Annotated in this window: 13 protein-coding genes and 1 pseudogene; 8 read left to right on the top strand and 6 right to left on the bottom strand. The window is 66.2% G+C overall.

Annotation, left to right across the window (positions count from 1 at the left end):
* The first annotated feature begins 15 nt into the window (after positions 1 to 15).
* The 3 genes from ACVMB0_RS32620 to ACVMB0_RS32610 all read left to right on the top strand — a co-directional run bounded on the left by ACVMB0_RS32620 (position 16) and on the right by ACVMB0_RS32610 (position 2,908).
* The gene (locus ACVMB0_RS32620; protein WP_456753783.1) at positions 16 to 1,149 is read left to right on the top strand and encodes an MlaE family ABC transporter permease; all 1,134 of its coding nucleotides are present in this window, start codon (positions 16 to 18) and stop codon (positions 1,147 to 1,149) included.
* 2 nt (positions 1,150 to 1,151) lie between these two features.
* On the top strand, positions 1,152 to 1,922 hold the full coding sequence (locus tag ACVMB0_RS32615) for an ABC transporter ATP-binding protein (protein ID WP_456753784.1): 771 nt from the start codon (positions 1,152 to 1,154) through the stop codon (positions 1,920 to 1,922).
* Between the two features lie 119 nt (positions 1,923 to 2,041).
* Positions 2,042 to 2,908 (top strand): MlaD family protein, encoded by an 867-nt coding sequence (locus ACVMB0_RS32610; RefSeq protein ID WP_456753785.1) that lies wholly within the window; start codon positions 2,042 to 2,044, stop codon positions 2,906 to 2,908.
* 207 nt (positions 2,909 to 3,115) lie between these two features.
* On the opposite strand, the gene ACVMB0_RS32605 is transcribed toward ACVMB0_RS32610, so the two are convergent.
* Entirely contained in the window at positions 3,116 to 9,061 is a 5,946-nt protein-coding gene (locus ACVMB0_RS32605) for an apolipoprotein A-IV repeat region-like domain-containing protein (protein ID WP_461348820.1), read from the bottom strand.
* Positions 9,062 to 9,440: 379 nt separating this feature from the next.
* On the opposite strand from ACVMB0_RS32605, the gene ACVMB0_RS32600 reads away from it, so the two are divergent.
* On the top strand, positions 9,441 to 9,818 hold the full coding sequence (locus tag ACVMB0_RS32600; RefSeq protein ID WP_461349752.1) for an Hpt domain-containing protein: 378 nt from the start codon (positions 9,441 to 9,443) through the stop codon (positions 9,816 to 9,818).
* Positions 9,819 to 9,970: 152 nt separating this feature from the next.
* On the top strand, positions 9,971 to 10,291 hold the full coding sequence (locus tag ACVMB0_RS32595; protein ID WP_021078007.1) for a 2Fe-2S iron-sulfur cluster-binding protein: 321 nt from the start codon (positions 9,971 to 9,973) through the stop codon (positions 10,289 to 10,291).
* A gap of 98 nt (positions 10,292 to 10,389) precedes the next feature.
* On the opposite strand, the gene ACVMB0_RS32590 is transcribed toward ACVMB0_RS32595, so the two are convergent.
* On the bottom strand, positions 10,390 to 10,851 hold the full coding sequence (locus tag ACVMB0_RS32590; protein WP_456753787.1) for an acyl-CoA thioesterase: 462 nt from the start codon (positions 10,849 to 10,851) through the stop codon (positions 10,390 to 10,392).
* Positions 10,852 to 11,015: 164 nt separating this feature from the next.
* Here ACVMB0_RS32590 and ACVMB0_RS32585 point away from each other — a divergent pair, with 164 nt between their 5' ends.
* Together ACVMB0_RS32585 and ACVMB0_RS32580 are read left to right on the top strand one after the other, a co-directional pair.
* Positions 11,016 to 12,044, top strand: coding sequence for an NAD(P)/FAD-dependent oxidoreductase (locus tag ACVMB0_RS32585; RefSeq protein WP_456753788.1), 1,029 nt, complete (start codon positions 11,016 to 11,018; stop codon positions 12,042 to 12,044).
* Between the two features lie 127 nt (positions 12,045 to 12,171).
* On the top strand, positions 12,172 to 12,735 hold the full coding sequence (locus ACVMB0_RS32580; protein WP_456753789.1) for a DUF2147 domain-containing protein: 564 nt from the start codon (positions 12,172 to 12,174) through the stop codon (positions 12,733 to 12,735).
* Between the two features lie 59 nt (positions 12,736 to 12,794).
* Here ACVMB0_RS32580 and ACVMB0_RS32575 read toward each other — a convergent pair whose 3' ends face one another.
* From ACVMB0_RS32575 to ACVMB0_RS32565, 3 genes and pseudogenes are all read right to left on the bottom strand, one after another.
* Positions 12,795 to 13,838 carry an ABC transporter ATP-binding protein gene (locus ACVMB0_RS32575; RefSeq protein WP_461348819.1) on the bottom strand — a complete coding sequence of 348 codons (1,044 nt, stop codon included), beginning with the start codon at positions 13,836 to 13,838 and terminating at the stop codon, positions 12,795 to 12,797.
* A complete protein-coding gene (locus ACVMB0_RS32570; protein WP_461348818.1) occupies positions 13,831 to 14,811 on the bottom strand; it encodes an ABC transporter ATP-binding protein in 981 nt (326 codons plus the stop codon). Before ACVMB0_RS32570 ends, ACVMB0_RS32575 begins: the two co-directional genes overlap by 8 nt.
* Positions 14,808 to 15,513 (bottom strand): annotated as a pseudogene (locus tag ACVMB0_RS32565) (ABC transporter permease). Before ACVMB0_RS32565 ends, ACVMB0_RS32570 begins: the two are co-directional and overlap by 4 nt.
* Between ACVMB0_RS32565 and ACVMB0_RS32560 the strand changes: the two are divergent.
* Positions 15,455 to 15,622, top strand: coding sequence for a hypothetical protein (locus ACVMB0_RS32560; protein ID WP_461349804.1), 168 nt, complete (start codon positions 15,455 to 15,457; stop codon positions 15,620 to 15,622). The pseudogene ACVMB0_RS32565 and the gene ACVMB0_RS32560 sit on opposite strands and share 59 nt — an antisense overlap.
* On the opposite strand, the gene ACVMB0_RS32555 is transcribed toward ACVMB0_RS32560, so the two are convergent.
* Positions 15,609 to 16,544, bottom strand: coding sequence for an ABC transporter permease (locus ACVMB0_RS32555; RefSeq protein WP_456753793.1), 936 nt, complete (start codon positions 16,542 to 16,544; stop codon positions 15,609 to 15,611). The two genes, ACVMB0_RS32560 and ACVMB0_RS32555, sit on opposite strands and share 14 nt — an antisense overlap.
* Between the last annotated feature and the right edge of the window lie 57 nt (positions 16,545 to 16,601).

The following is a 16,601-nucleotide window of genomic DNA, read 5'->3' as shown; positions in this document are numbered from 1 at the left end:
AGGGGTAGGCAAAAGGTGAGCGGCGACCCGACACTGGAGCGGATAGCCCAAGGCGAAGGACTGGCGCTGTGCGCGGCGGGCAACTGGACCGCCCGCTTTGCTCCCGCGCTCGAGCGGATCGTGTCCGACGCCGAGAAGCTGCGCGGCAGCCGTCCCCACATCTTCATCGACGTGTCGCAGGTCGCGAGCCTCGACACCTTCGGCGCCTGGCTGATCGAGCGGCTGCGCCGCAGCCTCAGCGATCCCAGCGCGGAAGCCGAGATCGCGGGCCTGTCGGCGAATTATTCCAGCCTGGTCGACGAGGTCCGGCGCGTCGGCCCGGCGCCCAGGGTCGTCAGCGATCCGCTGTCGATCACGGGCATGCTCGAGCAGATCGGGCGCACCGTGGCCGGCATCGGCGGCACCATCATCGGCCTGGTCGACATGCTCGGCGCGGTGATCGCCGCGGCGGGCCACGTGCTGATCCATCCGCGCAGCTTCCGCCTGACCTCGACGGTGCATCACCTCGAGCAGGTGTGCTGGCGCGCGGTGCCGATCGTGGTGCTGATCACCTTCCTGATCGGCTGCATCATCTCGCAGCAGGGCATCTTCCATTTCCGCCGGTTCGGCGCCGACATCTTCGTGGTCGACATGCTGGGCGTGCTGGTGCTGCGTGAGATCGGCGTGCTCCTGGTCGCAATCATGGTCGCGGGCCGCTCCGGCTCGGCCTATACCGCCGAGCTCGGCTCGATGAAGATGCGCGAGGAGATCGACGCGCTGCGCACCATGGGCTTCGACCCGATCGAGGTGCTGATCCTGCCGCGCATGCTGGCCTTGGTGCTGGCGCTGCCGATCCTGGCCTTCCTCGGCGCGATGGCGGCGCTCTATGGCGGCGGTCTCGTCGCCTGGCTCTATGGCGGCGTCGATCCGGAGGCCTTCCTGCTCCGCCTTCGTGATGCCATATCGATCGACCATTTCATCGTCGGCATGGTCAAGGCGCCTGTCATGGCGGCGGTGATCGGCATCGTCGCCTGCGTCGAAGGGCTGGCGGTACAGGGTTCGGCGGAATCGCTCGGACAGCACACCACCGCATCGGTGGTGAAAGGGATTTTCTTCGTGATCGTGATGGACGGCGTGTTCGCGATCTTCTTCGCCTCGATCGGGATGTGACCATGGCGGAAGAGGACATCGACGCCATCATCCGGGTCCGCGACATCACCGTGCAATTCGGCAAGACGCGTGTGCTCGACGGCCTCAATCTCGACGTCAAGCGCGGCGAGATCCTCGGCTTCGTCGGCCCCTCGGGCGCCGGCAAATCGGTGCTGACGCGCACCATCATCGGCCTGGTGCCGAAAGTCTCCGGCCGCATCGAGGTATTCGGCGTCGATCTCGATGCCGCGAGCTCGTCGCAGCGCCGCGCCGTGGAGCGGCGCTGGGGCATCCTGTTCCAGCAGGGCGCGCTGTTCTCCTCGCTCACGGTCCGCCAGAACATCCAGTTTCCGGCGCGCGAATATCTGCGCGTCTCGCAGCGGCTGCTCGACGAGATCATGGTGGCGAAGCTCGTGATGGTCGGCCTGAAGCCCGAAGTCGCCGATCGCTATCCGTCCGAACTGTCCGGCGGCATGATCAAGCGCGTCGCGCTGGCGCGCGCGCTCGCGCTTGATCCCGAGCTGGTATTTCTCGACGAGCCGACATCGGGCCTCGATCCGATCGGCGCCGGCGATTTCGACGAGCTGGTGCGCACCCTGCAGCGCACTTTGGGGCTGACCGTTTTCATGGTAACCCACGATCTCGACAGTCTTTACACCGCGTGCGACCGTATCGCCGTTTTAGGGAACGGTAAGATCATTGCTGCAGGATCGATCGCCGACATGAAGGCATCGCAGCATCCCTGGCTGCAGCAATATTTCAACGGCAAGCGCGCCCGTGCCGTTGTGGCCTAGCCCATGATCCCGAAACTGGAGACCGGTTGTCCGACGAGATCATGCGCCAACAGGAATTCGACGGGCTCGAACGCAGGCCGGCTGCGCGAGAGCCCAACGGTGATTAACGCGAGCAATTGATGGAAACGCGGGCGAACTACGTCTTGATCGGTGCTTTCACGCTGGCGGTGATCGCCGCGGCGTTCGGCTTCGTGCTGTGGTTCCAGAGCCTGCACACCACCAAGCAGCGCAGTCCGCTGCGGGTGATCTTCGAGGGGCCGGCGTCGGGCTTGCGCAATGGCGGCAATGTCAATTTTAACGGTATTCGAATAGGGGAAGTCGTCTCGGTCAAGCTCGACAATCCGCGCCGCGTGATCGCGCTGGCGATGATCGAGAACACCGCACCACTGCGCAAGGACACCCTGGTCGGTCTCGAATTCCAGGGCCTCACCGGCGTCGCCGCGATCTCGCTGAAGGGCGGCGAGGAGGCCGCCCCGCCGGTGCCGCTGGACGAGGACGGCATCCCGGTCCTGACCGCCGACCCCAATGCGCTGCAGGACGTCACCGAGGCGATCCGCGCCACCCTGCAGAACGTCAACCGCATCGTCGCCGACAATCAGCAGTCGGTGAAGAACTCGCTGAAGAATCTCGAGGTCTTCACCGAGGCCTTGGCGCGCAACTCGGAGAAGATCGACAACGTCATGCTCAAGGTCGACGGCGTGATGGGCAAGGCCGACAATCTGATGCTGGGCCTCAACGCGATCGCCGGCGGCAACAATGGCAGCGAGCTGAACCTGATGGTGAAGTCGATCCGCGAGCTCGCCGACAACATCGACAAGCGCTCCAATCTCCTGATCAATGACGGCCGCCGCACGCTGGCCGACATCAGCCGCGCCGTGAACAATTTCGACCGCAATCCGAGCCGGGTGATCTTCGGCGGCAGCAACAACGCCGCCCCCGAGCCCGCACCGGCCCCGGCGGCGCCCGGGCCGCGCCGGCGGCAGTGACGTAGCATCGTCATTGCGAGGAGCGCTAGCGACGAAGCAATCCATTGCTCCACAAGCGGCGAATGGATTGCTTCGCTTCGCTCGCAATGACGATGGTTGGCGCCCGCGCGGTATCGCAGACGCGCAGTCTGCGGATCGGTTAGCCCAAACAAAAACGGAGACCTCTCGGTCTCCGTTTTTTCGTTCGCTATTCGCAACTCGTGAGTTCTACCCCAGCCGTCCCGCGGCGTGCGCGAGCAGGGTGTAGACCAATCCGGTCTCCGAGGTCAGGTGACCGGCCAGCTCCTGCTGGCCGCGGCCGTCGCGGGCGACTTCGTCGAGCAGGCGCTCGAACTCCGCGATGTAGCGGTCGACCGTCTGCTTGAAGCCGCGGTCGGCGCGATACTTGCGGGCCACCTCGTCGAAGGCCTTCTGGCCGGCCGGCGTGTACAGGCGCTTGCTGAACGCCTTGTTCTCGCCGCGCTGGTAGCGGTCCCACATCTCGGCGGCCAGCGTGCGGTCCATCAGCCGGCCGATGTCGAGCGACAGCGACTCCAGCGGATTGGCGGCCGGCTGCTGCGGCTGCTGCTGACGCGGGCGCTGCTGCGCGTCGCGGCCCTGCGGGGCAGGCGGCGGCGCATCGCTGCGGTTGAGCAGGTCGGACAGCCAGCCGTCGCCGTTATTGGGGCCCGCCGGGCTGACCGACGGGGCCTCGGTGCGGCGCGAGCTCGCCATGCCGAGGTCGGGCGGCGGCAGCGTCGAAGCGCTGTTGCCATTGTCCCGCATCCGTGCGTCGTCCCGCATCCGCAGGTCGGCGCGGCCGCCAGCGGCGGCAGCCATCACCGGCTCCTCGTGGCGGACGCTGGCGCGGTTGGTCGAGACCACGTCGAGGCCGCGGCCGTGATGGGCGACGATGCGGTTCAGCTCGGCGAGCGCCTCGATCTGGTCGACGATCACCTTGCGCATCTGCGCGGTGTTCTCGGCGGCTTCCTGCGGCATCTCGAGCACGCCGCGGCGCAGCTCGTTGCGGGTGGCCTCGAGCTCGCTGTGCATCTCGCTCGCCATCTGCTTCATCGCCGTGACCATCGCGGAGAACTTCTCCGTCGATTCCTTGAACATCGCATCGGTCTCGGCGTTGCTCTGCTGGTAGAGCTCGTTCATCGCGTCGACGGTCTGCTGACGCTCGTTCTCGGCCGCCTGGCGCACCGCCTCGAACTGCCGGCTGATCGCAGCCGAGCCGGCGCCGGCGGTCTCCGCCACCACGCGCGCGATGTCGCGGGCGCGCTCCTCGGCGGCGCCGAGCGATTCATCGAGCAGCCCGGTGAAGCGCGACAGCCGCTGGTCGAGATCGGTGGTGCGCAGGTCGATGGTCGTGACCAGCGCTTCCAGCGCCTCCTTGCGCTCGCTGACGGAAGCCGTCGTCGAGCGGTTGGCCTGTTCGACCACGGCAGCCGCCTCGATCAGCGCCTTGCCGTGGGTCTCGAACTGGCTCGACAGTGCGCCGAGATCCTCCAGCGCCTTGCCGGTCTTGCTGTTGAACACCGTCAGCTGGTCTTCCAGCGTCTGGGTCGCCACGCCGTTGCGCGAGGTGACGTCGTTCATGGCGGACACGAAGTCGGCCACGCGGGTCACCAGCGCGCGCTCCAGCGAGTTGAGGTTGTCGTGGGCGCCGGTCAACACTTCCTGCAGCAGGATGTTGCCCTCGCGCAGCCGCTCGAACAGCGCGACCGTGTCGGTGCGCAGGATCTTGCTGGTCTCCTGCATCTCGGTGACGGCCGAGATCGAGACCTGGCGCGACTGGTCGATCGCCGCGCGCGAGGCCTGCTCGAGCTCCTTGAGCGACTTGGCCACGGCGCCGGTCGCCTGGTCCCCGGCCGAGGTGATGTTGCGGGCGACATCGCCGCCATGCGCCGCCATCGACTGCGAGAAGGCGAGGCCGCGGGTTTCGATCGCCTTCAACGCGTCTGCCGTGGCGCGATCCATGTCGGCCGACAGCTGCGTGGTCTTGGCGGTCAGCGCCTCGACCAGCGAGCCGCGGCGGCCGTCGACCATCTGCGACAGGCGCTCGGTCTGCTGCTGCACATAGGTGACGATCTCGTCGGTCTTGCCGGTCATCGCCGAGCCGAATGCGCTGGTCGCGGACAGCACCGAACGCTCGATGTCGGCGGAAGTCGTCTTGATCTTGGTCGAGACCTCGTTGGACATCGTGATCAATGCGGCCTGGGCGTTCTGCGCCGAGGTCTGGATGTTGTCGGTGGTCTTGGCCGTGACCGAGCCCAGCGCGCGCTCGATATCGGTCGAGAGCGTGCGGATCTGGGCGGCGGCATCGGCCGAGGTCGCCGCAAACGAGCTCTGGGCCTCGCGGGCGCTGCCCAGGATGGTCTGCGCGGTCTCCGCGCTGGTCGTGGTCAGCGAGCGCTCGATCTCGACGGAGATCGCGCGCATCTGGGCTGCCGCTTCGGTGGAGGTTGCCACGAACGAGGTCTGGGCATCGCGGGCGCTGCCGAGGATCGACTGGGCGGTGTTGGTGCCGACCGACGTCAGGGTGCGCTCGACATCGGCTGCCAGCGACTTGACGTGGTTGGCAGCTTCCGTGGAGGCGGTGACCAGGGTGTTCTGCGCCTCGCGGGCGCCGGCGGTCAGCACCTCGACGGTGCCCGAGCCTGCCATCGACAGCGCACGCTGGATGTCGGAGGCGAGCGCCGACACCTTGCTTGCAACGTCGGTCGAGGCATTGACCAGTGTGCTCTGGGCTTCACGCGCGCCGGCGGTGATCGATTCCGCGGTGGCGGAGCCGGCCATCGACAGCGACCGTTCCATGTCGGCGGCCAGTGTCCGGACCAGATCGGTGGCTTCGGTGGATGCGCCGGCCAGCGTGCTCTGGGCCTCGCGGGCCGCGGTGACGATGGCTTCGGCGGTGGCGGAGCCTGCCATCGACAGCGAGCGTTCGATGTCGGCCGACAGCGTGCGGACCAGATTGGTGGCGTCGGTCGACGCGCCGGCCAGCGTGCTCTGGGCCTCGCGAGCGGAGGCGACGACGGCTTCCGCGGTCGCGGTGCCGGCGGTCGAGAGCGAGTGCTGCATGTCGGCCGCGAGCGTGCGGACCAGGTTGGCGGCTTCGGTGGATGCGCCGGCCAGCGTGCTCTGGGCCTCGCGGGCGGAGGCGACGACCGCTTCCGCGGTCGCGGTGCCGGCCATCGACAGCGAGCGCTCGACGTCGCTGGCGAGCGACTTGACCTGACCCGTGACGTCGGTCGACGTCGCGATCAGCGTGGTCTGGGCCTCGCGGGCACCTGTCATGATCGCTTCGGCGGCGGCGGAGCCGGACATCGACAGCGACTGCTCGACGTCGGCCGCGAGCGACTTGACCTGGCTTGCGGCTTCGACCGAGGCGGAGACCAGCGTGGTCTGCGCGTCGCGGGCGCCGGACAGCACGGAGGCTGCGGTGGCACTGCCGGTGGCCTGCAGCGTGCGCTCGACATCCTCCGACAGCGCCTTGATCTGCGAAGCGACGTCTCCGGAGGCGGAGACCAGCGACACCTGGGCGTCGCGGGCGCTGGTGAGGATCGCGTTGGCCGCGGAGGTGCCGACGGCGGTCAGCACACCCTCGACCTCGGCCGAGCTCAGCTTGAGCTGGTTGCCGACGTCGGCAGACACGGTGAGCAGCGCCTGCTGTGCGGTGCGCGCGCCGGTCTGGATGGTTTCGCTGGTGTTGACCACGAGATTGGTCAGCGAACGCTCGGCGTCCTCGACATGGGACTTGATGCTCGACGACAACAGCTCGGCGCGGGACATCAGGTCCTCGCTGGCCTGGCGGCCGCTGCTCTCGATGCGGCCGGCGACGGCCTCGACGCGCGAGCCCAGGAGGTCCTCGAACTGCGCGACGCGGGTGTCGATGTCGCTCGCGATGACGCCGACGCGGCTCTCGATGCCCTGCTGGATGTCGGCGAAGCGCGCCGAGATGGTGTCGGTCAGGTTCGAGCTATGGCCACTGATGGTCTCGACCAGGCGGGTGTTGTGACCATTGATGGTGTCGGCGAGGCGGGTGCTGTGGCCGTTGATGGTGTCGACCAGGCGGATGCTGTGGCCGTCGATGGTCTCGGTGACGCCGTTGATACGGTGGTCGACCGCGGCGATCGCCTGCACGGTGCCCTCGGTCAGGGTCGTAGTGAGCAGGCCGAGGCGCGAGTCGATCGAATGGATCGCCTGGGTGGCGCCTTCGGTCAGCTGGGTCGCGAGCGTGCCGAGATGGCCATCAATGGTGTCGGTGACCGACTTGGCGCGGCTCTCGAAGGTGACTTCGAGCGTCTTCATGCGGCCGTCGATCGCCTCATCCAGCGACTGCAGGCGGCCGTCGAACGAGCCGATCCTGCTGGCGAGCGAACTGTCGAACGACGACAGCTTGTCGGTCAGCGAGGCGTCGAGATTGCTGACGCGGCTGCCGAGTGTGGTCTCGAACTGCAGCAGGCGCTGGTCGAGCGAGGCGGTGATCTCGCCGCTATTGCTGGTGACGCGATGGTCGAAGGTGTCGACATAGGTCTTCAGGCTGTCGGCTATGTCCTGGGTGCGCTGGCCCATGCGCTCGACGATATCGCCGCCGAAGGTCTTCACCGTGCGGTCGAATTCCGAGATATGGCGGGTGATCAGCGCGCCGAGCGTGCCGGAGTCGCGGGCGAATTTCTCGGCGAGCTCGCTGCCGTGGTTCTTCACCAGGTCGTCGAACGCGCTCATCTGCAGCGACAGCGAGTCGTGCGCGGTCTCGGTCTGGCCCACCACCTTGGCGACCAGCGAATTGACGGTGACGTCGAGCGCCTCGCTCGCCTTGTCGCCCGATGTCATGATCTGGCCGGCGAGGCGGTTGCCGGCGTCGTCGATCTTGCTGACGAGGTCGTTGCTGCGCAGCTCGAGCTCGAGCAGCAGCGAGTCCGCGGAGTTCTTCAGGGAGTCGTGCACCTCTTCGGTGCGGTCGGAGATGCCATCGACAATCGCAGACGAGCGCTGCTCGAACTCGCCGGTGATGCGGTCGATGCGCTCGTTCAGCATCTCGTGGACGCGATCGGCCAGGTCGACGAATTCGTCATGGACGTGGCCGGTCTTGAAGTTGAGGCTGGTGGTGAGCCGTTCCGATGCATCGAGCACCGCGCGCGTGGTCTCGGCACTGGCTTCCTCGAGGCGGTCGAGCAGGTCGCCGCCGCGCTCGCCGAGCGCGAGGATCATGTTGTCGCCGGCATGGCTCAGCGCGGTCGTGATGTGCTGGCCGCGCTCTTCCAGCGCGCCGGTGATGCTCTTGGCGACCTCGTCGACGCGCGAGGCGATTGCGTCCGAGATCAGCGCGATGTCGTGGCGCAGGTCGATCTGCACGCCGGAGATCGCGCTGCGCACCTGCTCGGCCTGGCCGACCAGATTGTCGCGCTGATGGGCGATATCCTGCAGCAGCGCGCGGATGCGCACCTCATTGTCGGAATAGGCGCGTTCCAGCGCAGCGACCTCGTTGGCAACCAAGGTCTCGAGTTCGCCGGCGCGCGCGATCGCGCGCTCGACGCCGTCGCCCATCGCCGCGACCTCGCGGCGGATCGCCTGGCCGACCGTCACCATGGAATCGGCGGCGGCGTTCTCCGGCTCGGAGAAGCGCATCGCGACCTGCGCCATCGATTGCGCGATCATCTGCATGCGCTGGCCGTGCGAGGCGAGGCTGGCGAGATAGTAGAACAGCAGGATCGGAACGGCGAACAGCGCAGCGAGGCCGGCGAGCACCAGCACGCCGGTGCCCTGGGCCATCGAGGCCTGCAGCGCCGGCCAGAACGCGATGGTGAGGATGACGCCGCCGAGCAGCCAGGCGCCGGAGCAGACGAAGAACAGCGTGAAGGCGTTGCGGGCGCGGCCTCCCTGCAGCGTTTGCAGCATCTGGCCGATGCTCTCGCGGTCGTCATTGGCGGCGCGGCGCGGCGCGCGCGGTTCCTCGATCGGCTCGAACGCCGAACGTTCGGGAGTCGGACGCTGATCGAACGATGTCGCTGAAAAATCCGGAGCTGACGACGGCAGGCTGGGCGGCGTGGCGCCTTCATTGTGGGGGCTGCGGTTCTCCGCGCCCTGTTCGCTGATGTTGAGGGCTTCCTGGATGGCAGAAAGCGCGACTTCGGTGGGATCTTTGACCTTCTTGGGAGTGTTCGCCATGTTCAGTCTGAGCCCTCTCACTATTTACGCGTCGGCGAGCCTGCGATCGTCCCCACGCATGCTCGAAGCCGGTGCCCACAAGCGGAGCGCAAGCGCCCCCTCGGCGGCTTGTCCGCTACATCCGCAAACATCCTATGGGGAGAGTGATGCGAATGAAATGCTTGCGATTAATACTTTCTTAATCATCGTTAACAGCTTTGCGCCATAAGGCCTTATGGGTACTCGAAATTCCCGCCGCAGCACGCCGATTGTGTCCGGAAATTGTCCAGAATCAGGCGGTTTTGCCGATCATCCCGACAACAATCCGTTAACCAGTTTCGTGATTGGCTGGGCCAACGATCCGCCGGCCAGGGCCGGGCGGAGACGACAGGGACAGGCCATGCCGCTTCATCTCGAACGGGTTGAATGGACACAATCGCCGCCGCTCGCCCCCGGCGACGGCCCGATCGACGTCGAGCACCTCCAGCGCATGACGTTGGGCGACCCGGAGCTCGAACGGGAGGTGCTGGCGATGTTCTCGACCCAGTCGGCACGGATTCTCGGGGAGCTGGCCGCACTGCCGGCGGAGGCTGCGACCCACGCCCACACCCTGAAGGGATCGGCGCGGGCGATCGGCGCCTTTGGCGTCGCCGAGGCCGCCGCCCGGCTGGAAACCGCGCTGACGGCCGGTTCCGATCCGGCCCAGCCGCTGGCCGCGCTCGGGGCCGCGATTGCCGAGGCGCGGATCGCGATCGAGCTGATTCTGGGCCGATCCTAGGCTCCAGCCATCTCCACAGGCCGGCCGGGAGACTTGCCGGCCGGGCTGACAGCTTTTCGGTCTCCGCGCTAGCGCTGCGCGGACCGACCCGTTATACGACTGCCGGGACCTTTCCATCCATCGTCCGGCGCATTCCGGCAGCACGAGCAATCATGGCCAAAATCCACTTTATCGACCATTCCGGCGAGAAACGCTCCATTGATATCGAGAACGGCGCGACGGTGATGGAAGGCGCGATCCGCAACGCCATTCCCGGCATTGAAGCCGAATGCGGCGGCGCCTGCGCCTGTGCGACCTGCCATGTCTATGTCGATGAAGCCTGGCGCGAGAAGGTCGGCGCGCCGTCTCCGATGGAAGAGGACATGCTGGATTTCGGCTTCGACGTGCGTCCGAATTCGCGGCTGTCCTGCCAGATCAAGGTCACCGACGAGCTCGACGGACTGGTCGTGTCGACGCCCGAGCGGCAGGCCTAGAGTTTTTCGGTTCTGATCGAATCAGAACCGAGCTCTCGCTTTTTGTTTTGACGCGTTTGCTTCACGCGAACCGGCGTCCACTTCGCTCGAAAACGCTTCTATTCGCCGTCCGGATTCACACCGCGACGAACCCAGCGGCGGAAGTTCTCCTTGACCTCCGCCGGCAGCGGTGTCGGCCTGCGCGTGGCCTCATCGATCATCACGGTGATCGCCTTTGCCGACGCCACGCAGCGTCCTTCCGAGAACACCACCTGATCGAAGGTGGTCGATGTCCGTCCGAACTTGACGAGGCCGAGCCCGAGCTCGATCCGGCCCGGCCAGTGCAACTCGGCGCGGAAATGGATGTCGAGGCGCACCATGATCCAGCCAAGCCCTGCCGGCATCAGCCCCATGGTCCGATCCTTCACCAGCGTGACGCGGCCGGTTTCGAAATAGCTCGCATACACCGCATTGTTGACGTGCCCGTTGGGGTCGAGATCGGCAAAGCGCACATTGTCGGACAGCCGATAGGGGAAGTCTTCCAGGCGCGGCGCATCGTCAGCACGGACAGGGGCATTCACGAGGGGGATCTCCGTCGGTTTGCCGTCCATACAGCCGAGTTGCGCAGGCTCGGCAAGGGGTTGCCGCGCCAGCCGCTGTCCCTATTATGCATGTCCCGATCCGGCCCATGCTTGGCTGGACAGGCGAGAACCGTGCAGTCGATCTCAACTGAAAAGAAGCGGACATGAGCGAAGCGATCAAGACCGATGTGCTGATTATTGGCGCGGGCCCCTGCGGGTTGTTCGCCGTGTTCGAACTGGGCCTGCTCGACATGAAGGTGCATCTGGTCGACATCCTCGACAAGATCGGCGGGCAGTGCGCCGAGCTTTATCCGGAGAAGCCGATCTACGATATTCCCGGCATTCCGCTGGTCACCGGCCAGGGCCTCACCGACCAGCTGCTGGAGCAGATCAAGCCGTTCGGCCCGACCTTCCATCTCAACGAGATGGTGGAGAGCATCGAGAAGATCGGCGATCCCTTGTTCCGCGTGAAGACCGATGCCGGCAAGGAGTTCGAAGCCAAGGTGGTGGTGATCTCGGCCGGCGGCGGCTCGTTCCAGCCGAAGCGGCCGCCGGTGCCCGGCATCGAGGCCTATGAAGGCACTTCGGTGTTCTATGCCGTGCGCAAGATGGAGCAGTTCCGCGACAAGAACATCCTGATCGTCGGCGGCGGCGATTCAGCACTCGACTGGACGCTCAACCTGCATCCGATCGCCAAGCGCATCACGCTCTTGCACCGGCGCGACGATTTCCGCGCGGCGCCGCACAGCGTCGAGCAGATGCGCACGCTGGTCGCCGACGGCAAGATGGACCTCAGGATCGGGCAGGTCACCGGGCTCGAAGGCGCCAACGGTCAGCTCTCGGGCGCCGCGCTGAAGGGCAACGACAATGCGCTGTCGACGATCGCCTGCGATACGATGCTGCCGTTCTTCGGGCTCACCATGAAGCTCGGCCCGGTGGCGAACTGGGGCGTCGCGCTGGAGAACAATCTGGTGCCGGTCGACACCGCGGCGTTCGAGACCAACGTCTCAGGCATCTTCGCGATCGGCGACATCAACACCTATCCGGGCAAGCTGAAGCTCATTCTCTCCGGCTTCCACGAAGGCGCGCTGATGGCGCAGAAGGCGCATCGCTACGTCTATCCGGACAAGCGGCTGGTGTTCCAGTACACAACCTCGTCATCAAGTTTGCAGAAGAAGCTTGGCGTGAACTGATTCCGCTCCGACAGCGACCAATGCCGGGGGCATGGGTCAGTTCCTGCGCGGGGCGGGTACTGGAACACTCCGCGAAATGGCCGTAGTCTGCGGCTATTCGGGGTCGTCGATTGATCAGGTGATGATGATGCGGAACACGCTGTCCAGACTTCGGCTGATCCTTGCGATCGCCACGGCCTTTGCGCTGGCGGCTCCGCTTGCCGCCTCGGCGGCCGAGCTGTCGGCAGCCGGCCTCTGGCAGAAGATCGAGGACGGCAAGCCGGAGGGCTGGTTCCTGGTGGTCGAGCGCAACGGCGTGTACGAGGGCATGATCGCGAAGATGTTCGCATCGCCCGACGATCCGCCCAATCCTGTCTGCTCGAAATGCACCGACGATCGCAAGGATATGCCGTGGCTCGGCATTCCCCTGATCCGTGACATGAAGCGCAACGGGCTCGCCTATGAGGGCGGCAACGTGCTCGATCCGCGCAATGGCAAGATCTACAAGGCCAAGATGACGCTGAGCGCCGATGGGCAGACGCTGACCATGCGCGGTTATCTCGGCATCTCGCTGTTCGGCAAGGACGAGGTCTGGACCCGGCTGCCGGACACCGCGATGGCGCAGCTCGATCCTGCGATCGTCGCGAAGTATCTGCCGGCGCAGGCCGCCGCGGTGAAACAGCCGCCGCCACAGCCGCTGAAGAAGCGGTAAGGTTCGCTCTCGATCTTGTTCGCCGTACTCCGGCACGCGGCCTGCACCAACGAACGACTTCAGGTCGCGCGATTGAAGGCTGCGGCGGAATCCGCAACAATCTGGCCGGCGATCTCGTCGGCCCGCCAGCAGCGGACCGCGTGTCCGTCGGGACGCGTTTCAAGCGATGGCGCGGGCGCGCGACGGCAGACCGCCTCGGCATGACGACAGCGCGGATTGAACGCGCAGCCATCCGGCGGATTCAGCGGACTGGGCGGCTCGCCCCTCGTGGTCGCAAGCGGTGCGCGGCGCAGCGGATCGGGAATCGCCGAGATCAGGGTTTGCGTATAGGGGTGCGCCGGCCGTTCGAAGATTTCGCGCCAGTCGCCGCTCTCCACGATGCGGCCGAGATACATGACCGCGACCCGGTCGCTCATGTGCTCGACGACGCCGAGGTCATGGCTGATCATGATGTAGGAGAGGCCGAGCGTTTCCTTCAACTCCAGCAGCAGATTGATGATCTGGGCCCGGATCGAGACGTCGAGCGCCGATACCGGCTCGTCGCAGATGACGATCCTGGGATTGAGGATCAGTGCGCGGGCGATGCCGATGCGCTGGCGCTGGCCGCCGGAGAATTCATGCGGGTAGCGGCCGGCTTGCTCGGGCCGAAGGCCGACCTGCCTCAGCATCGCCTCGATGCGTCCGTCGATCTCGCTTTTGGCCGTCACGCCGTGCAGCCGCAGCGGCGCCTCGAGCGTCCGACGAACGCTCTGGCGCGGATTGAGCGAGGCGTAGGGATCCTGAAACACGATCTGGACGATGCGGGCCAATGCCATGCGATCGAGCGATTGACCGCCGGTGACGACCTTGCCGTCGAGCACGATCCGGCCGCGCGTCGGCGTCTGCAGGCCAAGGATCGACAGCGCGACCGTGGACTTGCCGCAGCCGGATTCGCCGACCAGACCGAGGCATTCGCCGCGCTTCAGCTCGAGATCGACGCCGTCGACCGCACGCAACAGTCGCCGCCCGCCGCCTCGCAAGCCGCCTCCGATCGGATAATGGACCGCGAGATCCTCGACGCGGAGGATGACATCGTCGCTGGAGCCGTGCGCTGCGTCATGCATGGTGATGGCACCTGACGAGCCCGCCGTCGCCGAGCTGTGTCGTCTCCGGCGCGGTGGTCCGGCAGATCCCGGTCGCCTGCGTGCAACGCGGATTGAACCGGCAGCCGGCCGGGAAATCCGCAATCGCCGGCACGACGCCCGCGATCTCCTTGAGCTTGCTCCGGCCGAGCGCTGCACGCGTGCCGAGCCGCGGCAGCGAGTCGACCAGGCCTTTGGTGTAGGGATGCGCGGATGCGCGGAACAGCGTGTCCGAGCCGCGCTCCTCGACAATGCGGCCGGCATACATCACCGCGACGCGGCGGCAGACATTGGCGACCAGGCCGAGATCGTGGCTGATCATCAGGATCGCGGTGCCGCGCTCGGCACATAAATTCCGCATCAACTCGATGATCTCCGCCTGCACGGTCACGTCAAGCGCGGTCGTCGGCTCGTCGGCGATCAGGAGATCGGGCCCGCAGGCGAGCGCGATGGCGATCATCACGCGCTGACGCATGCCGCCCGAAAGCTGGTGCGGGTAATCCCTCACCCTGCGCTCGGGCGCCGGGACGCGGACGCTCGCCAGTGCCTCGACGGCGAGCCGGTCGGCGTCACGCCAGCTCTTGCCCTGATGCAGCACGAACATCTCCGCGATCTGCCGGCCGATCGGCGAGACCGGATTGAGCGCCGTCATCGGCTCCTGGAAGATCATGGCGATGCGGTTGCCGCGCAGCGTGCGTTGCTCGGCCGCCGGAAGGTCCTGGATCTCGCGGCCGTCGAAGCGGATCGCGCCGGCACCGAGCGAAAGCGGCCGGCGCAACAGCCCGATCAACGCGAGCGCCGTTATGCTCTTGCCGCAGCCGGATTCGCCGACGAGGCCGAATGTCTCGCCGCGATCGATGCGGAATGAAACCCCCTCGACCGCCGCAATCCGGCGCGCCCCGTCGTTGAGGTCGATGCGCAGGTTCTCGACTTCGATCAAAGGAGGGGCCGTCATGTGCGCCGGCTCCGCGACTGTGGATCGAGGATATCGCGCAGGCCGTCGCCGAGCAGGTTGAGGCCGAGCACCGTCAGGAAGATGGCGAGGCCCGGGAAAACCGAGAGCCACGGTGCCGTGGTGATCTGGTCGCGGGCCTCCGACAGCATGCTGCCCCAGCTCGGATAGGGTGGGCGGATGCCGAGGCCGAGAAACGAAAGCGCGGCTTCCGCCAGGATCGCGCCGCCCATGCCCAACGTGCTGATGACGATGATGGGGCCGAGCATGTTGGGCAGCAGCTGCGTGACCATGATGCGGAGATCGCCGTAGCCCAGCACTTTTGCCGCTCTTGAGCGACAGCGCCGACGCCCGTGCGATCCGGCACGAGAACGACCAGTTGGTCAGCCCGAGCGCGATCAGGAGGCTGGTCAGGCCGGGTCCAAGCACCGCCATGATGGCGAGCGCGAAGATCAGCGACGGGATTGCGAGCATCAGATTGGTCAGGGCGTTGACGACATCGTCCCACCAGCCGCCCCAATAGCCGGCGGTCAGGCCCAACGTCACGCCGATCACGCTGTTGACGAGCTGCGAGACGATGCCGACCGTCAGCGAGATGCGTGCGCCGTGCACGACGCGGGAATAGATATCGCGCCCCTGCGCATCGGTGCCGAACCACCAGATCCAGCTCGGCGGCTCCTCCGCATTCATCAAATTGGCGCCCATGACCGGATCGGTGTGCGCCAGCCAGGGCGCAAACAGCCCGACGAAGATCGCAAGCGCGAACAGCACCCCGCCGATGATCGTGCTGGTGCCAAACTTCATGCGTATCTGATCCTGGGATCGATCACGCCGTAGAGCAGGTCGATCAACGTATTGACCGCGAGAAAGAACAGCACCACGACGAGAATGGTGCCTTGCACGGCCGGGATGTCGCGCTGCAGGACGCTGTCGACCAGCAGCGAGCCGATGCCGGGCCAGGAGAACAGTTTCTCGACCACGACCGCTTGGCCCATCACGACGCCGAATTGCAAGCCGATCACCGTGAGGATGATGACGAGCGCATTGCGCATCACGTGCCAGGTCACGACCCGGGTTTCGCTCATGCCCTTCGAGCGCGCGGTCCGGACGAAATCCGCGGTCATGATCTCGAGCACCGCGGCCCGCGTCGTCCGCGCCAGCAGCGCCATCGGCGAGACGCCGAGGGTCACGGCGGGCAGCAACAGGTATTTCAGCCCGCCGTCGCCATAGCCGAAACTCGGCAGCCAGCCGAGCTTCAATGCAAACAGATACATCAGCAGCAGCCCGAGCCAGAACTTGGCCATCGAAAGGCCGGACACCGCCAGCACCATCGAGACCGTGTCGACGATGCTGCCCGGCCGCAGCGCAGCGACGAAGCCGAGCGGGACGCCGACCGCGATCGCAAATGCCAGCGCCGCGAAGATCAATTGCAGCGTCGGCCACATCCGTTTCGCGATCATGGTTGTGACCGGCTCACGGGTCCGGAACGAGGTCCCGAAATCACCCGTCGTGAGCCGACCGATATAGGAGCCGAAACGGACGTAGACGGGATCGTCGAGGCCGAGCTGCTTCTTCATGCGTTCGACGACCTGCGGGTCGGTCGGACCGCGGCCGTCGTCGCCCATGCTCGAGGCGATGCTGCCCGGCACGATGCTGAACAGCACGAAGATCAGCAGCACGACGGCCAGCACGGTCGGAATGGTCTGCAGGACTCGGCGGATCGCGAAGGACAGCATTGGACGTTTTCCTCACTGCCTCCGTCGTTGTTCGCGATGGAGGCAGAGCAATGGCAC

Source organism: Bradyrhizobium sp. USDA 4451, assembly GCF_054822585.1.
This window is presented reverse-complemented; position numbering and strand designations above follow the sequence as displayed.

Coding starts and splice junctions, on each gene's coding strand:
- ACVMB0_RS32570 (WP_461348818.1), bottom strand. CDS start 14,811: ATGACGGCCCCTCCTTTGATCGAAGTCGAGAACCTGCGCATCGACCTC.
- ACVMB0_RS32600 (WP_461349752.1), top strand. CDS start 9,441: ATGCCGCTTCATCTCGAACGGGTTGAATGGACACAATCGCCGCCGCTC.
- ACVMB0_RS32580 (WP_456753789.1), top strand. CDS start 12,172: ATGCGGAACACGCTGTCCAGACTTCGGCTGATCCTTGCGATCGCCACG.
- ACVMB0_RS32605 (WP_461348820.1), bottom strand. CDS start 9,061: ATGGCGAACACTCCCAAGAAGGTCAAAGATCCCACCGAAGTCGCGCTT.
- ACVMB0_RS32595 (WP_021078007.1), top strand. CDS start 9,971: ATGGCCAAAATCCACTTTATCGACCATTCCGGCGAGAAACGCTCCATT.
- ACVMB0_RS32610 (WP_456753785.1), top strand. CDS start 2,042: ATGGAAACGCGGGCGAACTACGTCTTGATCGGTGCTTTCACGCTGGCG.
- ACVMB0_RS32585 (WP_456753788.1), top strand. CDS start 11,016: ATGAGCGAAGCGATCAAGACCGATGTGCTGATTATTGGCGCGGGCCCC.
- ACVMB0_RS32555 (WP_456753793.1), bottom strand. CDS start 16,544: ATGCTGTCCTTCGCGATCCGCCGAGTCCTGCAGACCATTCCGACCGTG.
- ACVMB0_RS32615 (WP_456753784.1), top strand. CDS start 1,152: ATGGCGGAAGAGGACATCGACGCCATCATCCGGGTCCGCGACATCACC.
- ACVMB0_RS32575 (WP_461348819.1), bottom strand. CDS start 13,838: ATGCATGACGCAGCGCACGGCTCCAGCGACGATGTCATCCTCCGCGTC.